Here is a 20,324-nt window from a genome sequence, read left to right on the forward strand (position 1 = left end):
CCCATCCTTTTTTGTGTGAGGAGGCCAGCCAAGCCAATCATGGCTGATCTCTGTTTTCTCCGTCTTCTGGCTGCGAATCGTCATGGCGCGGCAGATTACCCGTTCTGATCGCCCGAAACACGAGAAAGAAAATAACGAAAACAACCAGCCCTCCGACTAGTATTTGCAGCAGCATCCCAACACCTCCGTTTTCTTCTATGTATGAATCATGACCGCTCTGCATGACGGTTAATGAAACGTTTGTTTAAAAAACTGAATAAGAACCCGGGTTTATCTCACACTAAAGTCAACTGAACGATAATGGGAGTGTGACGATTTGAAAGCTGTAACGTTTCAAGGGCCTCAGCATGTTAAAGTCAGCCAGGTGGAGGACGCCAAAATAGAAAGAAGCGATGATATCGTTGTCAGAATTACTTCTACGGCGATTTGCGGATCAGACCTCCATCTTTATCAAGGGAATTTTCCTCTTCCGAAAGGCTTCCAGCTCGGCCATGAACCGATGGGAATTGTAGAAGAAACAGGACCTGATGTAACAAAAGTGAAAAAAGGGGACCGGGTCGTCATCCCGTTTACCGTTGCATGCGGACATTGCTTTTATTGCGAAAACAAGCTGGAAAGCCAGTGTGATAATGCCAATCCCCATTATGATTCAGGCGGATATTTCGGCTACTCGGAAAAGTTCGGAAACCACCCTGGCGGACAGGCCGAATATTTAAAAGTGCCGTTTGGCAACTTCACGCCGTTTGTCATCCCTGAATCATGCGAGATGGAGGACGAGTCGCTCCTGTTTTTATCAGATGTCCTGCCAACCGCGTATTGGAGCGTGCTTCACGCTGGCGTTAAAAAGGGAGACACCGTCATTGTTCTCGGCTGCGGACCGGTCGGATTAATGGCGCAGAAGTTTGCCTGGATGGAAGGGGCGAAGCGGGTCATTGCAGTAGACTACTTGGACTACCGCCTAAGGCAGGCTGAAGCGTTAAACCGCGTCGAAGTATTTGACTTTACAAAATATCCTGACATGGGCGAGCATTTAAAGGAGATTACAAAAGGCGGGGCGGATGTCGTGATCGACTGCGTGGGGATGGACGGCAAAAAATCTCCGCTTGAGTATCTGGAGCAAAAACTGAAGCTTCAGGGCGGCACGCTCGGACCGATTCAAATTTCTACAAAGGCGGTCAGAAAGTGCGGGACCGTACAGATTACAGGGGTATATGGAAGCAATTATAATATGTTTCCGCTCGGCGCGTTCTTTTCCAGAAATATTACACTAAAAATGGGGCAGGCCCCGGTTATCCATTTGATGCCTGAGATTTACAAGAAGATTGAAGAGAATCAATTTGATCCGAAGGAAATCATTACGCATCAGCTTCCGCTTGAAGAAGCCGGCCGCGCTTACCAATTGTTCAACGGCCATGAAGATGATTGCATTAAAGTGATTTTGAAGCCATAGCGATGATAAAGGCTGCCGAGCTACCGGCAGCCTTTGCGTGCATTATCTTGCCAGCCAACCGCCATCGACCGCCAGCACATGTCCATTCACATAATCGGATGCCGGCGCCGAAAGGAATACGGCGGCTCCGGCAATGTCATCCGGCTGACCCCAGCGTTCGGCCGGAATCCGTTTTAAGATTTCGGCATTGCGGTTTTGGTCCTCGCGGATCTGCTTTGTATTGTTCGTTGCGATATAGCCCGGCGCAATTGCATTGACCTGGACATTGTGCGCCGCCCATTCATTGGCAAAAGACTTCGTCAATCCGGCTACTGCATGCTTGCTTGCCGTATATGCAGGGACGAGAATGCCTCCTTGAAATGAAAGAAGCGAGGCAATATTGATGATTTTCCCCTGCTTTCGCTCAATCATCTGCCGGCCGACAGCCTGCGTCAGCAAAAATAAGCTGTTCAAATTGACATTGATCACCGCTTCCCAGTTCTCCCGGGAAAAATCAGCCGCTTTTTCTCTGCGGATCGTCCCGGCATTATTGACGAGAATATCAATTTGATGACGGTCAAGCACCTCTTTTGCAAAGGTTTCAACCTCGTCAAGGCTGCCCATATCAAGCTGATAAGACGTAAACGTTCTACCGGTTTCTTCGATCAGCCGCTTTGTTTCATCAAGCCCGCTCGTATGTGAAGTGCCGATGATATCCGCTCCCGCTTTTGCCAGCGCTTCGGCAATTCCTTTGCCGATTCCAGTTCCCGGGCCTGTGACAAGCGCGGTTTTGCCTTCAAGTGAAAAATACGATTCAAGATATCCCATCTCACGTTCACGCCCTTACCGTATGACATTCATCGGGACAGCATCCATGTCCTTAAATGTGTAGTTTTCTCCGGCCATCGCCCATATAAAGCAGTAGTTGGATGTGCCGGAGCCCGAGTGGACAGACCACGCGGGTGAAATGACTGCCTGTTCGTTGCCGACGACGAGATGCCTTGTCTCCGTCGGTTCGCCCATGAAATGAAACACCTTTGCATCTTCAGCAAGGTCAAGATACAGATAAGCTTCCATCCGCCGGTCATGAACATGCGCCGGCATCGTGTTCCATGTGTTATTGGGTTCAAGAAATGTAATGCCCATCATCAGCTGGCAGCTTTGAATGCCGTCTGCATGAATCACTTTGTATAGATTGCGGACATTTGAAGAGGCTTCTTCTCCTAAATGATCGTATGGAAGCTCTGAAAGCGAAGCTTTTTGCACCGGATACTTTTGGTGTGCGGTCGCTGAGATGAAATAAAATTTGGCTCCGCCTTCATTCAAGCTTGAGAAAGAAACGTCTTTATTTCCCAGGCCGATATACAGAAAATCTTTGTGCTCCAGTACGTATTCTTCATCACCAACTTTGACCGCACCGGGTTTCCCGACATTTACAATTCCGATTTCGCGCCGTTCCAGAAAATAGTCCGTTTTTAAAAAATCGCCGGCATCGAGCGCAATGGATTCCTTCACTGGAACGGCCCCGCCGATCACGACTCTGTCTTCATGCGAATAAACCATGTTCAGTTTGTTTTCAACAAACAATGACTCTATTAAAAAATGCTCGCGAAGCTCTGCGGTTGTGAATCGTTTCGCTTGTTCAGGATGAACAGAATAACGATTTTCCATACCTTCTCCTCCTTGAATTGGACGTTTTTAGACTGACTTGAATGAAGGGACCAAAGTTTTTGGTAACGGTTTCAAACATGAATTGTAAAGTAAATAATGGAAATCGTCAACAGTCTTTTCACTTTTTTCTGAATATTGTCAAGGTCAATCTTGAAATATTAAAAAAGACTCTTCCAAATTTTAAATGATGTGATATGCTGATGGTATAAAGTTTTTGAAATCGGTTTCAAATCATAAGGTCATAGGAGTACTTGAATGAGGGATAAGCAAACAGCGAAAGTAACCATCAACGAAGTAGCCGCACATGCAGGTGTATCAAAATCAACGGTTTCCCGTTATATCAACGGGAAGATTGATGCCATCTCACCGAAAAAGGTGAAAAGCATCAAAAAAGCGATCGAGGAGCTTAATTACCGCCCCAGTCAGATGGCACAGGGGCTGAAGGTGAAAAAAAGCAAGGTTATCGGATTTTTGGTCGCCGATATTACAAACCCGTTTTCAGTCGCCACCTTGAGAGGGGTGGAAGAGGTTTGCGATCAGTACGGGTACAGCATCATGGTCTGCAACACGGACAACAGTCCTGAAAAAGAACGGGAGATGCTGCACAAGCTGAACGCGCATTACATTGAAGGGCTGATTATTAATACGACGGGAAGAAATAACGATGTGCTCATGGATTTAATCAGCCAGGATGTGTCGATTGTGCTCGTTGACCGGAAAGTGCCCGGGCTCAAAATCGATGCAGTTACAACGAACAACCGAGAAGTGACAAGTCAAATCGTCAATCTCATGTATGACAAAGGCTATGCCCAGGTCGGTCTGTTTACCGAGCCGATTAAAGGGATCAGTCCAAGGGAGGAAAGGGTTTCCGCCTATACAGAAATCGCGCTTAAACGCAATGCCGGCGGCAATCCCCTTGTATATGAGGCAGATGTCAAAGACAAAGAATCTCTTTTACATTCCGTCAAAAGCTTTTTAGAAATGAAAGAAGGGAAAAAAGCCATTCTTGGAAACAACGGGCTTCTGATGCTGAAAATCATCAGCTGCCTTTATGAGCTTGGCATTTCGATTCCGGAAGACGTCGGAATTGCCGGATTTGATGATACGGAATGGTATAAATTGATCGGTCCGGGCATTACCACCATCGCCCAGCCGTCGCATGAAATGGGCAGAGCCGCCATGGAGCGGATCATCAAACGGATTGAAGGAGATGAAAGTGCACCGCAGACGATTCAGCTTGAGGCAGAGCTTGTTCTCAGACAGTCGCTGTAGAACTCGTCAAATGGAGACACTCATACACCCGACAATTTAGGGGAGAGTGTTTTTCTGCAATTTTTTCTGAAACCGGTACCATTTCGAAAGGAGAGTGAAATCATGTCGCTTGATGTGATGACATTCGGAGAATCGATGGCTATGTTTTACGCAAATGAAACAGGCGGACTGCATGAGGCTTCTTCGTTTTCCAAGGCTCTTGCCGGAGCGGAAACAAATGTTGCCGTCGGACTGTCGCGCCTGGGCTTTCGAGTCGGCTGGATGAGCAAGGTCGGCGCCGATTCGCTTGGAACTTTTATTTTAAATGAATTGAAAAAAGAAGGCGTCGACATCTCTGAAGTCAAACGCAGTGCAGACCAGCAGACAGGCATCCTGCTCAAGTCAAAGGTTGAAAGCGGGGACCCTGATGTCACGTATTACCGCAGAGGATCAGCCGCAAGCACGATGAGCATTGATGACTACCCGGCAGAGTATTTCAAAGAAGCCAAACATATGCATGTGACAGGCATACCTCCTGCCCTTTCAAGGGAAATGCGGGGCTTCGCCCGCCACGCCGTTCACCAGATGAAAAAAGATGGAAAGACGATTTCGTTTGACCCGAATCTCCGCTTCCAGCTTTGGCCGGACCAGCAGACAATGGTTCACACGATTCATGAGATCGCCGCGCAAGCAGACTGGTTTCTGCCTGGGATCAATGAAGGAAAACTCCTGACAGGCTGCAATTCTCCCGAGGATATCGCTAAATATTATGTGATGCAGGGGGTCAAGGTCATTGTCATCAAGCTTGGAAAAGAGGGGGCTTATTACCGGACACCGGACAAAGAGGGTTATGTGCCGGGTTATCAGGTGGAAAAGGTTGTTGATACCGTTGGCGCTGGTGACGGTTTTGCCGTCGGCATGATCAGCGGTCTATTAGACGGATTGCCGCTTGAAGAAGCAGTTCAGAGGGCAAATGCGATCGGAGCTCTGGCCGTCATGGCTCCGGGTGATATGGACGGTCTGCCGTCAAGGGATCAATTGAAAGCTTTTATGGCCGCAGAGGCAAACAACCAAAAAACAGGAGGTTGACCGTAATGGAAATGTCTATGATCGGAAAAGTGCAGGAGCAGCTGGCCGAGGCCGGGCTGATCGCGGTCGTCCGCGCAGGCGATAAGGAAGCTGCTGAGGAAAGCATTCACAGATTGATCGACAAAGGAATTACTGCGATTGAAATCACATATACGACGCCGGGAGCGTCTGAGCTGATTGAAAAATTTGCAGGAAAAGACGGCCTCCTTGTCGGAGCCGGAACGGTGGTTGAAAGCGAACAGGCGAGGGAAGCCGCGGCAGCGGGGGCAAAATTCATCGTCAGTCCGGGTTTTTCAGAAAAATTGGCTGAGGAAGCCGCCTCATTGCATACATTTTTTATTCCCGGCATATTAACACCGAGCGAAATTATGGAAGCGGTCTCAAAGGGTTTTCGGGTTCTTAAGCTGTTTCCAGGGGGGACTTCCGGGATTCCTTACATGAAAAACCTCGCGGGCCCCTTTCCGAAGGTTCGTTTCATACCAACCGGGGGGATCCATCCGGGCGATGTGGAGAAATGGCTCGATGCCGGAGCATTGGCAGTTGGAGTGGGAAGCCAGCTGAACAAAGTGTCAGAAGCGGATATCCAGCGTATCTTTCAGCGTCGGATTCGGCAGAATTAAAGCGTGCGCAGCGTGAAAAGACTTCAGATTTTGCAAGATCGACAGCTTTGTTTTTTCATTAATTTCTAGAATGGGAGAAAAAATGATGAAAATTAAAGCAACGATTGAACGTGTGCCGGGCGGCATAATGATCATTCCGCTCTTTCTGGGCGCAACGCTGAATACGTTTGCTCCGGGAACCGCGGAGTTTTTCGGCGGATTTACAGGCGCCCTGATTACCGGAACGCTGCCGATTTTAGGAGTATTTATCTTTTGCGTTGGTGCAACAATAGATTTTCGTTCTTCAGGATATATTGCGAGGAAGGGACTGACACTTCTGATCGGCAAAGTCGGCATTGCCGCATTATTGGGTTTGATCGCAGCGCAGTTCATTCCAGATGAAGGCATTCAAAGCGGGTTTTTTGCCGGACTGTCAGTGCTTGCTATTGTAGCCGTTATGAATGAAACGAACGGCGGTCTGTATTTGGCGTTAATGAACCACATGGGAAGAAAGGAAGACGCCGGTGCTTTCGCCTTTATCAGCACGGAATCGGGCCCGTTTATGACGATGGTCACTTTCGGTGTGACAGGGCTCGCAGCATTTCCCTGGGAGACGCTGGCTGCAACCGTCATCCCGTTTTTACTCGGCTGTATTCTCGGAAACCTTGACCCTGAATTGCGCGAGTTGTTCGGAAAAGTCGTACCGGCGATCATTCCGTTCTTCGCATTTTCACTGGGAAACACGCTCGATTTTAAAATGTTAATCCAATCCGGCTTTTTAGGTATTGTTGTCGGCGTATCAGTCGTCGTTCTCTCGGGTGCTTCTCTATACCTGCTGGACCGCTTTGTCGCAAGAGGAGACGGCGTCGCGGGCGTCGCGGCATCGTCAACGGCCGGGGCTGCGGTAGCCGTGCCGTATGCGCTTGCCGATGCAAACCCCGTGTTTGCGCCGGTGGCTGATTCAGCGACCGCGATCATCGCGACAAGCGTCATTGTCACCTCGCTTCTGACGCCGCTTGCAACCGTCTGGATCGAAAAACGGACAAAACAAAGAAAACCTCCGAAACAAATGACGATCGATTACAAGTCATTTCGCCGCTGACGCACCGGGACATTTTGTCCGGGGCGTTTTTTTTATGACCGTTTTGAAATAACGTCACCAAATTGCTAAATTTAACGGGTATCATTTGTGCTAATATCAATATGTAGTGTCTTTCGAAAGTTCGGGCACTATATATGCTACTTTTTAGGAGAGATTAGGATGACAACAGGCTTTAAAGAACAGGGATTATTGCAATTGACAGAAACATTTCATGATATCGTCGGGTATGGAGATCACGATATTATGCAGGAAAATGCCAACGTAGACGGCCGCTCTCCGATGGGGCAAATGAGCCGGTTTGCATCCGAGAGTTCCAGACATTATGCGCTCCAGTACTTAATGTCGCCGGAAATCAAGAAAGCAGTCGATGACAACTTGATATATCCGCACGATTTAGACTATATGCCGAGCGGGACAACGACTTGCTGCCAGATCCCTTTGGGCCGGCTGTTAAAAGACGGATTCCATACAGGCCACGGCTCCCTCAGGGAACCGAAGGACATTATGAGCGCATTGTCACTCGCATCCATCATTTTTCAATCGAATCAAAATATGCAGCACGGCGGCCAGTCATTTCCGATGTTCGATTACGATCTGGCGCCTTACGTCCGCAAAACGTACGAAAAGCATCTGGTGAAAATCAAACAATACCCGACAACTTTGACAGAAGAAGAGATAAGGGAAAGAGCGTGGGAAGAAACGGACAACACAACTTACCAAGCGTGCGAAGCCTTTATACATAATGCCAACAGCATGCATTCGCGGGGCGGCGGACAGGTTCCGTTTGTTTCAATTAATTACGGCACGGATACGTCAAGGGAAGGCCGCCTTTTGATCAAAAATATTCTGAAGGCGACAAAAGCAGGTCTCGGCAAGGGGGAGACGCCGATTTTTCCGATTCAGATCTTCAAAATGAAAGAAGGCGTCAACGTCGATCAAACAGACCCTAACTATGACTTGTACCGGCTTGCATTGGAAACGAGCGCTGAAAGGCTGTTTCCGAACTTTAGCTTTATCGATTCGCCCGTGAATAAACCTTTTTATGACGGAACACCGGAAAGCGAAATCGCTTATATGGGATGCAGAACGCGCGTCATGGCCAATATTCATGGGAAAGAAAACAGCATCGGCAGAGGGAATTTGTCATTCACCTCGATCAACATTGTCAAAATAGCGCTGCTCAGCGAAAATGTTGAACAGTTTTTTGCTTTGCTGAACCGCTACATGGAATTAACGATTCAACAGCTGCTTGAACGGTACGCCTTTCAATGCAAAAAAAGAGCAAAAGACTTTAAGTTCCTGTATTCGCAAGGCATCTGGCATGAAAGCGAGAAGCTTGATCCTGAGGACACGCTCGAGGATGTGCTAAAGCACGGAACATTGAGCATCGGATTTATCGGACTGGCTGAAGCTTTGACTGCATTGACAGGAAAACATCACGGAGAAAGCGAAGAGTCGTTTGAACTCGGCAAAAAAATCGTTCAGTCGATGAGAGATAAGGCCGATGAAGCCACAGAAAAACACAAGCTGAACTTTTCTTTGATCGCCACACCGGCAGAAGGACTTTCAGGGAAATTTGTCAAAAAAGATAAATTGGAGTTCGGTTCGATCCACAATGTCACAGACCGGATCTACTATACGAACTCGTTTCACATCCCTGTTCACTATAAGCTGACTGCGGTTGAAAAGATCAGAAAAGAAGCGCCGTTCCATTTGATGTGCAATGGCGGGCATATCAGCTACATTGAGCTGGACGGAGACCCGAAAAAAAACATTAAAGCGATGGACATGATTGTAACCGCCATGCGCCGGTCAGGCATGGGCTACGCCTCGATCAACCATCCTGTCGACCACTGCAAGGCGTGCGGATTTACCGGAATCATCGATAACGAGTGCCCGCAGTGCAAAAATCGAGATGAGGCTTTGATTGAACGGATCAGACGGATTACGGGATATTTAGTCGGAGATATGTCAAAGTGGAATTCGGCGAAAAGACAAGAAGAAAAGGACAGAGTGAAGCACCTATGAAAGTGATGAATATTATCCATGACAGCATCGTAGACGGAGAAGGACTGAGAACAGTCGTGTTTTTAGCGGGCTGCCCGCATATGTGTGAAGGCTGCCATAATAAACAAAGCTGGAATATCAATAACGGATTTGATATGAGTGTAGACGAAGTATTTGAGGAAATTATGAAAAACCCGCTTACAAACGTCACCTATTCAGGAGGAGAGCCGCTTTTGCATGCGAGCGAACTGATCGAACTGTCTGAGAGAATTAAGCAGCAATCCGAAAAAGACATCTGGCTTTACAGCGGCTATACGTACGAACAAATCTTGAAAAATGAAAAGCACAGCGCTTTGCTGGCCTATTGTGATGTCCTGGTAGACGGCCCGTTCGAAATCAAAAAAAGGGACTTGACGCTCCTTTACAGAGGAAGCTCAAACCAGCGCATTATCGAGCTGGCATAATCTGAAACAGAAGCCTCCGGGGCTTCTGTTTCAGCGTGTCGACAAACCCTCGCATTCGTTGTCAGGCCTGCGCGTCGGTGCTCACGAATTCCAACATTCGCTCCGCTCCGATGCTCGGCCTTCCTAGACTGCAAGGGTTTTCAATCACGCTGAAAGGATGACAAAATCCCAAAACAAAAAGCCGTTTTGGGATTTTGTCAACAATCTAAAACAGAAGCCTCTGGGGCTTCTGTTTTTCCTTTCCGGCATTGACTTCTATCGAGATAACGTCATAATAAATATGAAAAGGTTTATATTTTATCATACATGTCTATCAATAAAAGAAAGCGTTTTATTTACATAAGATAATCGTGAATTAAGGGAGGAGATGGCTTCATGACTCAATCACCGATATTTCTGCAGCCTGAGTTTAAAGAGAGGATCTGGGGGGGAGCGGCTTTGCGCGAGACATTCGGCTATGACATTCCCTCTGATTTGACAGGTGAATGCTGGGCCATTTCCGCCCATCCAAACGGGCCGAACCTCGTTGCTTCGGGTCCTTACAAAGGAAAAACGCTTGCCGAGCTTTGGGACGAGCACCGCGAATTGTTCGGCGGTGCAGAGGGAGACCGTTTCCCGCTGTTAACGAAAATACTTGATGCCAATCAAGACCTTTCCGTTCAAGTCCACCCCGATGACTACTATGCGGGCGAACACGAAAACGGGGAACTCGGTAAGACGGAATGCTGGTATATCATCGATTGCAAAGAAGGTGCCGAGATCGTTTACGGCCATACGGCGAGAACGCGGACAGAGCTGGTCACCATGATCAACAGCGGTGATTGGGACAACTTGTTAAGGCGGATCAAAATCAAGCCGGGCGATTTTTATTATGTGCCAAGCGGCACGATTCATGCTCTTTGCGAAGGGACGGTCGTTTTGGAGACACAGCAGAGCTCTGATACGACGTACAGGGTATACGATTATGACCGGGCCGATCAAAATGGAGAAAAGCGCGAGCTTCACCTGACACAGGCGATCAATGTCACAACAGTACCGCACGTTGACAGCTATGTTGACGAATCGACAGAAACTCAAAAAGGGATTACCATTAAGACTTTTGTAGAAGCCGAATACTTCTCCGTATACAAATGGGAGATCGACGGTGCCGTTGAGCTGACCCAGGATGCCCCTTTCCTGTTATGCAGTGTGATTGAAGGAGAAGGAAAGCTCACTCAGGGCGGAGAATTATTTCCGATCAGCAAAGGAGCAAATTTTATCCTGCCGGCGGAAACGAATGACTTTACGATAGAAGGAACATGCGAATTAATCGTGTCTCACATATAAAAAGCTTAACGGTCCTCAAAAGAAGGCCGTTAAGCTTTTTTATTGTGAAAAAATAGTCCGGCTCGCCGATAAAAAGAGAAAGCAAGTTTTTGAAATTAGGAGGCTTATAGTCGAGGGGAGTAGAGAATGTGAAAAACATTAGAAAAACCGTTATTTTTGCTGCAATCATTTTGCTCATACATACGGCCGTCCCGGCAATCCCTGCTTTAGCAGCATATACCGATACTTCCGTCTACAAAATCGAAACAACAAAAGAGTTTAATAGCGAAAGCGAGGCGCTCAAAGTAGCCGAACAACTGAAAAAGGACACGGGATGGAAAGCCGAGGTCAAACCTTCAGGGGAAAACGGCACAACTTACGTTTTGACAACAGGGGGGATAGAAGGGGAGAGCAGAGCAAAAAATCTGCTTTTGCAGTTTGAAAAAGAAACCGGTTTGAAGGCGTCCTATGGTCCGATTGGACAGAAAGAACCGTTTTCCAAAGCGGTATCAAAGGAATTTGCCGGTGAAGCAAAAGCCAAGGAATGGGCGCTCCAATTTGAAAAAGAAACGGGGCTGAAAGCAACCTATACACTTGCAGGGAACAGGGAAGCATACGTGAAGGTTGCCACCGGAGGAATCGAAGGCGAAGACAACACGAAAGCCATCCTCGATCGTTTTCAAAAAGCGACCGGCCTCAAAGCGTCGTACGCACCATACGGAGCGGGACAAGCGATCGTCAGGCTTTATTCAGGAGAAATCGCAGATGAGAGCAAAGCGAAAAGCCTGCTTGTCCAATTTGAAAAAGAAACCGCTCTTAAAGGAACGATAGAAACAGTAAAGAAACAACAGCCCAGATATAAAATTGTGACAGGTGCGATACAAGGCGAAACAAACGCAAAAAATCTGCTGAAGCAGTTTGAAAAAGAGCTCAAGGTCAAAGGGGCATATGAAGCCGCCGGTCAGCCGGCGCAGCTTTACAATGTGAAATCGGGATATTTTAATGACGAAAAGACCGCGAAAAATGCCGCCGGCCAAATTAAAAAGAATACCGGTCTCACCTCAAGCACGGAAAAGGTAAAAGGCACGCGTTTCTGGATCGTCAGCATGAAAAGCGTAGACAGCCAAAACCTTAAAAAAGTCGACGCCTTTTTTAAAAAGAAAACGTGGCGTTATACTGCTGCAAAGGCAGGGAGAAAGCAGACATCTTTCAGAATCGTTTCCGTCCCGGTTTCAGGTCAAAAGAAAGCAAACGACGGCATCCGGTTTTTTAAAAACAAAAACATTCAGGCTTCCGCCCAAAACGCCGGCGGTACGACCGTCAATCGCTTCCGGATCGCGTCCGGCGAAACAGCCGTTCAAGCGCGAATCAATAAAGGGCTGGAATTCTTCAAGAAAAACGGTGCGGCGGGAACGTCCGGACCGACGGGAAAAAAAGTGTACAGCCATTATCAGCTGACAACGGAGTCCGTATACGAACAGGACAAAGTGACGAAGGCGCTCAATTTCTTTAAAGAAACAGGCATTCACGCAGAGGCCGTCAAGACCGGCCAGTATTACAGCCGGTACAAACTGAGTTCGGAAGCTCTGATCGGCTCGGAGAAATTACAGCATGCGCTTGAATTTTTCAGCAAGCGGAGTATACCGGGCAAGATTGAACAAACGGGTGAGTACGGCTACAGGCAGTACCGGGTGACGGCAGGTCAGGTCACAAGCAAAGCAGATCTCGACAAGGGACTGAATGTCTTTAAAAAGAACAAAGTCAGCGCAACTTACCAAACAAAGACGGTCAGCCTGTTTCATATCTCAATCAATGAACTATTTACAGGGAAAGACCGTGCGGATGCTGCCGCCAATCGGATTAAAACGAATTACGGCTGGCCGGTGAATGTCATCAAAGTGAAAAACGGCCCGCAAATCACAACGACTGACTACGGAATCACGCTCAGCCAGATGGTCGACAAACAGATGAAAGTCAGCCCGCAAACGGATGCGCCGGCTTATGTTTCATTAAGCTACATCAATACGGCGAACCAAACCGTTACGGCTGATCTGCTGAATATCAGGTCAAGCCCCCTTGTGACAAGCGGGAACATCATTGGACAGCTGCAAAAAGGGGATAAAGTCAATATCATCTCCCAGGAAAACGGCTGGGCAAAAATCAGAATGAATTGGCGTAATGCCAGCAGAGAAGAAGTCGAAAAATATGTCAACCCGCAAAACTTTACACAAGACAGCTCGGCATACTTCCAATTTTTAAAACTCTCGCAAACGGCCGGCTTGAATGCCGCCGAAGTCAATGCGAAAATCCTTTATAATAAAGGGATTTTGACAGGCAAAGGCCAAGCGTTCATCGACGCGGCAAGAGCATACAGCATCAATGAACTGTACCTCATTTCGCACTCGCTCCTTGAGACGGGCAACGGAACTTCCGAGTTGGCAAAAGGAACGATGTTCAACGGCAAAAAGGTTTACAATATGTACGGCGTCGGGGCTTACGACAGCAATCCGCTTTACTACGGTGCAAAATACGCCTATGAACAAGGGTGGTTCACACCTGAGGCAGCCATTATGGGCGGAGCCAAATTCATCGGTGAAAAATACATTCACCACCCGACTTACAAACAGGATACCCTCTATAAAATGAGATGGTCTCCGAACGCCCTTCACCAATATGCGACAGATGTCGGCTGGGCTTATAAGCAGGTGGGGAGAATGTACAGTCTTTATACATTGCTCGATCAATATACGCTGTACTATGATGTGCCGGTTTATCGGTCATCATCATAAAAAGACCGGCCATGTTCCATTAGGAACCGGCCGGTCTTTTTTCATTTGCCGTCATATGCTCGCTTAAAAAGTTCAACAGGCGCATGCTGGCATCGCCTGTTGAATATTGATGCCATTCTTGTGCAAACCTCTTGATCTCTTCCTTTGTGATGGACATTTCTTTGATTTCTTTCAGCAGCATGTCGCTGTCCATGCAGGCTTTGCCGGGAATCACTGCTTCAAAATCATCGATCAGTCCGCGCTTTTCATTATATTCTGCCATATCATACGTGAAAAACAAAATCGGTTTATTTAACAAAGCGTACTCAAAGGCGACTGACGAATAATCGGAAATCAGAATGTCGCATTCCATCAGCAGATCCTTTAGCGGAACGTCTGATACATCTTTGATCAGCCCTTCATGTTCTTCAAAAGTAACCTGTTCCCGCACGGCCGGATGCAGTTTGACCAAAAGCAGAAATTCTCCCTTCAGTTCCCCGGAGAGCTGCTCCTTAGAGAAAGGGAGGCGAACGGACGTCAAACAATAGTCCCGGTATGTCGGCGTATACAGAATAACCTTTTGGTCTGGACGGTCCGCTGTTTGTTTTCCGGCATGAAAATATTCATCAGTTAACGGAACACCCGTCCGCAAAAAACGGTCATCTTCCACGCCGAATGACCGCTTGAAAATCTCCGCCATTTTCTCCGAACCGACGGCGATGTAATCAAATGAACGATACACCTTTTTAAACCGCTTGATATCGCCAGCGGATCGATACCGGTTTCCGATATCTTCGAGTCCGAACTTTTTCAAAGCGCCGGACGCATGCCAAATTTGAATGCACGTCGTCTGAGGGCGTTTATTCAATACGCTTGTCAGCAGAAAATAATTATCCGTTAACACGAATTTACACTTAAACATCCGGTATACGGCCTTTATGAGATGAATCGGATTTTTCTCGTTGATCACTTGCGATCGAACGGAAGGATATTCATCTGCAAGGGAAACGGCGTGCCTTGTATAAAGGACTTCCATTTCAAACGGCCTGCTGCTGCTGACATACTCATCCAGCAGCGCGCGCGCATTATCCGGAAAGGAAACGAGCAACAAAGCTCTGTCGCGTGCTTTTATCCTTTTGAAAATAAAGCCGGTCAAAGCGAGACCGGCCGAGTAAATCATAACCAATAAAGAACGTATATTCATTCGTTACCCAGACTCTTTTCTACAAATCGATTTTGGATTGCTCTTTGATCTGCTCCGGATAGTAGTGCCGCTGTTTTTGAACTCTTTCCTCTTTCAAAACGGAAAGGACATATTTCGGGATGTTCAGCATCCGCTTCCACCTCGTCGGATTGGTCAGCAGACGGTACATCCATTCAAGATTCAGCTTGATGAACATTTTCGGTGCTCTTTTCACTTTTCCGCTGAACACGTCGAAGCTCCCGCCGATGCCGATCGCAATCGCTTGAGGAAATAAATGCTTATGTTCATAAATAAACTTTTCCTGATGCGGATATCCGAGAGCCACAAAAACCATGTCGGGCTTGGCTGCCGCGATTTGCTTGGCAACTTTGCCTTTGTCTTTGACATAGCCGTGTGAGTACCCGGCCAGCTCAATTCCGGGATACTCGGTTGAAAGCCGATCGGCAACCGCTTGAATAACCTCTTGTTTGGCCCCGTATAAAAAGACTCTTTTCTTTTTGCGGTCAGCCAGGCTCAAGAGGTTAATAAATACATCGTACCCCGCGATCCTCGATTTTAATCTGCTGTTGATCAGCCTTGACGTCAGGACGATGCCAATTCCGTCCGGCAGGATAAAGTCAGCAGATGAAACTGTTTGATAATAATCCTTGTCTTTTGCAGCCGCGTACCCGATCTCAGGGTTTACCGTTGCGATAAATGCCCCCTCATTGCGGTCGATAAAGGATTCTTCAAGATGATTCAAAAATCCGGGCAAATCCCCGTTAACATATGCAAGATGATGAACCGTTTCCGTTTGCAGCATAGTTTTTTTCCTCCTTCCGGTTAAGAAGTGTAAGTATATACGAATGTATGAAAGTCGAAGTTTAAGAGACCAGCCCAAAAATTCAGGAGGTCTAACGTATATTTTAGCATAGATCATTCATAAAAGCTTAACAATATCTTTACAATAGATTAAGATTTTTTACGTCTTATTTAGAAAGGGATCGATTTCTTAGGGGAAAATTTGGAATGCCATTTACCGTAAACAATACTTAACGTTTGATAGGCGATGTGCTATAATGAATGATCAGTAAAGACCTGTGAAATGAATGTAACTTATCGATTGTTTTCTACATGTCAATATAGCTTTTCGCCTTAAGATTAGAAAGGAGAGCGCATGACAATGAAGAAAGTCATCACATATGGAACGTTTGATTTATTGCATTGGGGACATATCAAGTTATTGGAACGGGCAAAACAATTGGGGGATTATCTCGTCGTCGCGATTTCGACTGACGAATTCAATCTTCAAAAGCAGAAAAAAGCATATCATAGCTATGAGCACCGCAAGTTCATTCTTGAAACGATCCGCTACGTAGACGAAGTCATCCCGGAAAAAAACTGGGATCAAAAGGTACAAGATGTGATCGACCATGACATCGATGTTTTTGTCATGGGGGATGACTGGGAAGGAAAATTTGATTTCCTGAAGGATTACTGCGAAGTTGTTTACCTTCCGAGAACTGAAGGGATTTCCACGACGAAGATTAAAGAGGAAATCGCGAACCTTTAATGTAAGCTTAGCTTTATAAAAATTCAAAAAGTACTTCTTAAAAAAGATAAGAAGTGCTTTTTGTTTCGTATACGAGTCATTTTAATATAATAAGTATGAACAGCTTTGCTTTTGAATAAAAAAAGAGGAGTAGACTGATCTTATGGATAGTGCAATTCCGATAGAATTTCAGCTGCGGGAAATAAAAATTAACGATGCTTGCCTCTATTTTGCGTTCGAAAGTTCTGCCTCTCTTGAACATGTCGGTGTTTTGGCAGTTAACCGCAATTCGAAAAAAGAGATGCGTGTAACTTGTAACAAAATAAACGATTCAAAGCAGTTAAAAGCAGTGGAGATATCTTTAGATGATCTATCTAATCTGATGATAGACGAAACGCTCATTGATTTTTATGTGATATATGAAAATAATGAAAAAAATCAATGTAAAAAGAGGATTTACACAGCCTCAAAACCAATAGAGCTGTCTTGGCATCGGGATCGAGCCAATCAGTTCATTTATTTGCCATATACGACCCGTAAAGGCCATTTCGCTCTTGATGTTCTACGAAGAAAAGCAGTGGCGGAGGCGGAAGGCATTAAGTTAAGCTCCGAAGGAAAACTAATGATCCAAGGCTATACTTTTCTGCTAGATGCGGAAGAACGTTCGATGATAAAAAGCAGAAGGCTGGTTTTAAAGGAAATTAGTCAAAAAGATGAGGAAAGGGTTTTTGATTTTCCTTTAAAAGACGTTCAGCGCGGTGATTCAGGTCATGCCATTGGATTCGAGGCGGAAATTGATTTGAAAAAGCTTTATGAAGAGAACAGGATGCCTGCTTTCTTTCAATTTTTTATAGAATACGTAGGTGAAGATGCTGCAACAGGGGAGGAAATCGTTATAAAAAGCAGGGCATTCAGGCTTAGAGATGATATAGACTGTTTTTCAATTATTGACACAAAAAAAGGACCTGCCCGTTTTCACATCTATCCGCAGAAACGAAAAAGGGGCATGCGCCTAAGAATGAACGACTATACGATCAAAACCCGTGCAGTTTATTTTGCTAAAGGAAAAAGCAAAAGGCTGATGTCAGTCATTCGCAGAGACAAGAATAAAGTAAAGAAAAAGATTTCGGGCATTGTGAAGAGAGCCTACTATTTTACTTTTGGACTGGCCGGCAAACTGCCTGTTAAAAAGAAAACCGTCATTTTTGAAAGCTTTGCCGGCAAGCAGTACAGCTGCAATCCGAGAGCCATTTACGAATATATGAAGGAACATCATCCGGAATACAACTTAATATGGAGTGTAAACCCGAGTTATACAGAGATTTTCGAAGAAAAAAACGTTCCTTATATTCACCGATTCACCCTGAAGTGGCTGTTTGCCATGGCAAGAGCGGAGTATTGGGTTGTAAACAGCCGGCTTCCTTTATGGATTCCTAAACCAAAGCACACGACATATGTGCAGACATGGCACGGGACTCCGCTGAAAAGGCTTGCCGTCGATATGGAAGAAGTGCACATGCCGGGTACCAACACTGAGAAGTACAAGCAAAATTTCACTAAAGAAGCATCGAAGTGGGACTATTTAATATCCCCGAATCGTTATTCAACCGAAATCTTTGCCCGCGCTTTTCAATTTAACAAAACAATGATTGAGTCCGGCTACCCGAGGAATGACTTTCTGTATACAGACAACCGCCCAGAAACGATGAAGGCCATAAAGAGAAAAATGAATATTCCCGAGAATAAAAAGGTCATCTTATATGCACCGACATGGCGGGATAATGAATTTTATGCTAAGGGAAAATACAAATTCCAACTTCAAATGGATCTAGACAAGATGCAAGAAAAGTTTGGGAAAGATTCTGTTATTCTGTTGAGAATGCACTATCTAGTAGCTGAAAGCTTTGATTTTGAACAGTATGAAGGTTTTATATACGATGCCTCAATGTATCCCGACATTAGAGAGCTGTATGTCATCAGTGATATTTTAATTACGGATTACTCGTCTGTATTTTTTGACTATGCAAATTTAAGAAGACCTATCATTTTCTATACTTATGATATCGAAAGTTATAGGGACACTTTAAGAGGATTTTATTTTGATCTTGAAAGAGAAGCACCTGGGACATTGGTCTACAATGAATCCGAGCTTATGGAAGAGATCGAAAGGGTACTTAGGAACCCTCAATTACACAAGAATTACGAGTCATTTTATGAAAAATTTTGTTCGTTTGAAGATGGCAAAGCTTCTGAGCGGGTCGTCAAATCTATATTTTAATCTTCATGAAAAAACAGCCTGAGTTTATACTCAAGCTGTTTTTTGTGTGGAGCTAGGACTGACACACATTTTTATAAAAGAGCTGCGGTGCATGATTGTTATATGATTCATAATCAAAGTGCGATATTCAATACCTTCGGTGATATATTTCTTCATAGCTTCAGTAAGTGCTTCTTCGATATTTTCAACAAGCACTCCGAGGCCTCCCCCGAGAACCGAACGAACACCGGTAACATTAGTAGCAATAATAGGTTTGCCGACTATCATAGCTTTCATTAGGACCAGGCTCTGTCCCTCTCCATGTAGGAGCATAAAGAATGACTTTTTTATCTAAAGGAATATTGAGTGTTTTTCTTACTTATTAACCGATTTTTTCAATTCGAGATCAGTTCGCGAATATCCGTTATTTGCGACTTTTCCGGCATAATTTCATAGATGTCGTGCGATGTAAGCTGCTTCCCGTAAGTGAATTGATTAGGACTAATAAGAGAATCACTGTGAAGCAAGTTTCGCTGAATGTTCTTGTGAGTAGACATTCAGCGATTCTTAATGTCCAAACCAAGCGTTTTTCACTGTGTTCCAATATAGCCCTTATTTAATAAAACGAATGACAATATTGGGGCGAAATCCTCGTGCTGCTTGTTTTGGGAATAACCATTTGTGTCGTTTTTTTCCTATTATAACAGGCACGCATTCTCTTAGATATTTGTTTGAATAGCAATAACGAATAAAATTTGTTACAATTAATCGGTGCACGAGGTAACAGCTATTATATTAGGCTAAGGAAGATAAATCATGAAAGCATTACTAAGAGTGTTAAAAGAACAGTTTTTATCGCTGCCTTTAATCATCAGGTTGGCGGCATATGAAACAAAATCAAAATATCAAATGAACTATTTGGGCGTGTTATGGCAGTTTTTGAATCCGCTCATTCAGATGCTGGCTTATTGGTTTGTATTTGGGATCGGAATCAGAAAGAGCAGTGAGGTGGTTACGGGCGTCGGTGAAGTGCCTTTCATCATCTGGATGCTTGCCGGTTTGATCCCTTGGTTTTTTATCAGTCCGACGATTCTTGACGGTTCAAACAGTGTATATAAGCGAATCAACATGGTGGCCAAAATGAATTTTCCAATCAGCTCTCTTCCTTCAGTGGCGATTGCGGCTAACCTGTTCAGCTACTTTGTGATGATAGTGGTTTATGTCATTGGGCTGCTTGGGTTTGGGATTTATCCAAATCTTCACTGGCTTGAATATATTTACTATTTGTTTTGCATGATTGTTTTTATGTTCGCTTTCAGTTTGTTTAATTCAACAATCAGTGTACTGGTCAGAGATTATCAGTTCCTGCTGCAATCGGCGACAAGGCTGATGTTTTTCCTGCTGCCGATTTTTTGGGATATTTCTACGCAGCTGGGGGACAAGCATCCGACAATGTTGAGCGTGATTAAGCTGAATCCGCTTTTTTATATTATCGATGGATTCAGAAACAGTTTTTTCGGCGGAGATTGGTTTTTCGAAGATGTAACTTACACGCTGTATTTCTGGGCTTTGACATTATTGATCTTGACTGTAGGTTCTATCCTGCATATGAAATTCAGAGACAAGTTTGTTGACTTTCTTTAATAC

At 45.4% G+C, this 20,324-nt stretch carries 18 protein-coding genes and 1 pseudogene; 12 read left to right on the forward strand and 7 right to left on the reverse strand.

The window, feature by feature from the left end; genetic code table 11:
- Positions 1-37: 37 nt before the first annotated feature.
- Complete coding sequence (locus M1E03_RS02645; RefSeq protein ID WP_023857161.1) at positions 38-175, reverse strand: hypothetical protein; 138 nt, start codon at positions 173-175, stop codon at positions 38-40.
- Positions 176-316: 141 nt separating this feature from the next.
- On the opposite strand from M1E03_RS02645, the gene M1E03_RS02650 reads away from it, so the two are divergent.
- Positions 317-1,450 (forward strand): zinc-dependent alcohol dehydrogenase, encoded by a 1,134-nt coding sequence (locus M1E03_RS02650; RefSeq protein ID WP_026580202.1) that lies wholly within the window; start codon positions 317-319, stop codon positions 1,448-1,450.
- Between the two features lie 42 nt (positions 1,451-1,492).
- Here the strand turns inward: M1E03_RS02650 and kduD are convergent, their stop codons facing one another.
- On the reverse strand, positions 1,493-2,257 hold the full coding sequence (kduD, locus tag M1E03_RS02655) for a 2-dehydro-3-deoxy-D-gluconate 5-dehydrogenase KduD (RefSeq protein ID WP_143261122.1): 765 nt from the start codon (positions 2,255-2,257) through the stop codon (positions 1,493-1,495).
- 15 nt (positions 2,258-2,272) lie between these two features.
- On the reverse strand, positions 2,273-3,100 hold the full coding sequence (gene kduI / locus M1E03_RS02660; protein WP_020453163.1) for a 5-dehydro-4-deoxy-D-glucuronate isomerase: 828 nt from the start codon (positions 3,098-3,100) through the stop codon (positions 2,273-2,275).
- A 255-nt stretch (positions 3,101-3,355) separates the two neighbouring features.
- Between kduI and M1E03_RS02665 the strand changes: the two genes are divergently transcribed.
- The 8 genes from M1E03_RS02665 to M1E03_RS02700 all read left to right on the forward strand — a co-directional run bounded on the left by M1E03_RS02665 (position 3,356) and on the right by M1E03_RS02700 (position 13,706).
- Positions 3,356-4,372: a LacI family DNA-binding transcriptional regulator gene (locus M1E03_RS02665; protein ID WP_023857164.1), complete on the forward strand. Its 1,017-nt coding sequence runs from the start codon at positions 3,356-3,358 to the stop codon at positions 4,370-4,372.
- Between the two features lie 102 nt (positions 4,373-4,474).
- Complete coding sequence (locus tag M1E03_RS02670; protein WP_105981261.1) at positions 4,475-5,440, forward strand: sugar kinase; 966 nt, start codon at positions 4,475-4,477, stop codon at positions 5,438-5,440.
- Between the two features lie 5 nt (positions 5,441-5,445).
- Positions 5,446-6,060, forward strand: a complete 615-nt coding sequence (locus M1E03_RS02675) for a bifunctional 4-hydroxy-2-oxoglutarate aldolase/2-dehydro-3-deoxy-phosphogluconate aldolase (protein ID WP_328038134.1) — start codon at positions 5,446-5,448, stop codon at positions 6,058-6,060.
- An 85-nt stretch (positions 6,061-6,145) separates the two neighbouring features.
- Complete coding sequence (gene kdgT / locus M1E03_RS02680; protein WP_458110789.1) at positions 6,146-7,141, forward strand: 2-keto-3-deoxygluconate transporter; 996 nt, start codon at positions 6,146-6,148, stop codon at positions 7,139-7,141.
- Positions 7,142-7,300: 159 nt separating this feature from the next.
- On the forward strand, positions 7,301-9,169 hold the full coding sequence (locus M1E03_RS02685; protein ID WP_075212722.1) for an anaerobic ribonucleoside triphosphate reductase: 1,869 nt from the start codon (positions 7,301-7,303) through the stop codon (positions 9,167-9,169).
- Entirely contained in the window at positions 9,166-9,612 is a 447-nt protein-coding gene (gene nrdG / locus M1E03_RS02690) for an anaerobic ribonucleoside-triphosphate reductase activating protein (protein WP_075212721.1), read from the forward strand. The genes M1E03_RS02685 and nrdG overlap by 4 nt, the downstream gene beginning before the upstream one ends.
- A gap of 375 nt (positions 9,613-9,987) precedes the next feature.
- A complete protein-coding gene (gene manA, locus M1E03_RS02695) occupies positions 9,988-10,938 on the forward strand; it encodes a mannose-6-phosphate isomerase, class I (protein ID WP_096748355.1) in 951 nt (316 codons plus the stop codon).
- A gap of 128 nt (positions 10,939-11,066) precedes the next feature.
- Positions 11,067-13,706, forward strand: coding sequence for an N-acetylglucosaminidase (locus M1E03_RS02700; RefSeq protein ID WP_458110657.1), 2,640 nt, complete (start codon positions 11,067-11,069; stop codon positions 13,704-13,706).
- A gap of 19 nt (positions 13,707-13,725) precedes the next feature.
- On the opposite strand, the gene M1E03_RS02705 is transcribed toward M1E03_RS02700, so the two are convergent.
- Complete coding sequence (locus tag M1E03_RS02705) at positions 13,726-14,889, reverse strand: CDP-glycerol glycerophosphotransferase family protein (RefSeq protein WP_328038136.1); 1,164 nt, start codon at positions 14,887-14,889, stop codon at positions 13,726-13,728.
- A 19-nt stretch (positions 14,890-14,908) separates the two neighbouring features.
- On the reverse strand, positions 14,909-15,688 hold the full coding sequence (locus M1E03_RS02710) for a WecB/TagA/CpsF family glycosyltransferase (protein WP_026580196.1): 780 nt from the start codon (positions 15,686-15,688) through the stop codon (positions 14,909-14,911).
- A 363-nt stretch (positions 15,689-16,051) separates the two neighbouring features.
- Here M1E03_RS02710 and tagD point away from each other — a divergent pair, with 363 nt between their 5' ends.
- Together tagD and M1E03_RS02720 are read left to right on the forward strand one after the other, a co-directional pair.
- Positions 16,052-16,441 (forward strand): glycerol-3-phosphate cytidylyltransferase, encoded by a 390-nt coding sequence (gene tagD, locus M1E03_RS02715; protein WP_026580195.1) that lies wholly within the window; start codon positions 16,052-16,054, stop codon positions 16,439-16,441.
- A gap of 142 nt (positions 16,442-16,583) precedes the next feature.
- Complete coding sequence (locus M1E03_RS02720) at positions 16,584-18,698, forward strand: CDP-glycerol glycerophosphotransferase family protein (protein WP_458110658.1); 2,115 nt, start codon at positions 16,584-16,586, stop codon at positions 18,696-18,698.
- 30 nt (positions 18,699-18,728) lie between these two features.
- Here the strand turns inward: M1E03_RS02720 and M1E03_RS02725 are convergent, their stop codons facing one another.
- Positions 18,729-18,974 (reverse strand): hypothetical protein, encoded by a 246-nt coding sequence (locus tag M1E03_RS02725; protein ID WP_458110659.1) that lies wholly within the window; start codon positions 18,972-18,974, stop codon positions 18,729-18,731.
- A pseudogene (locus M1E03_RS02730) lies at positions 18,964-19,056 on the reverse strand (CDP-glycerol glycerophosphotransferase family protein); the annotation flags it as partial. The gene M1E03_RS02725 and the pseudogene M1E03_RS02730, both read right to left, overlap by 11 nt.
- 437 nt (positions 19,057-19,493) lie before the next feature.
- Here M1E03_RS02730 and M1E03_RS02735 point away from each other — a divergent pair.
- Positions 19,494-20,321: an ABC transporter permease gene (locus tag M1E03_RS02735; protein WP_026580192.1), complete on the forward strand. Its 828-nt coding sequence runs from the start codon at positions 19,494-19,496 to the stop codon at positions 20,319-20,321.
- The last annotated feature ends 3 nt before the right edge of the window (positions 20,322-20,324 follow it).

It is taken from the genome of Bacillus sp. PK6-013, from assembly GCF_054161445.1.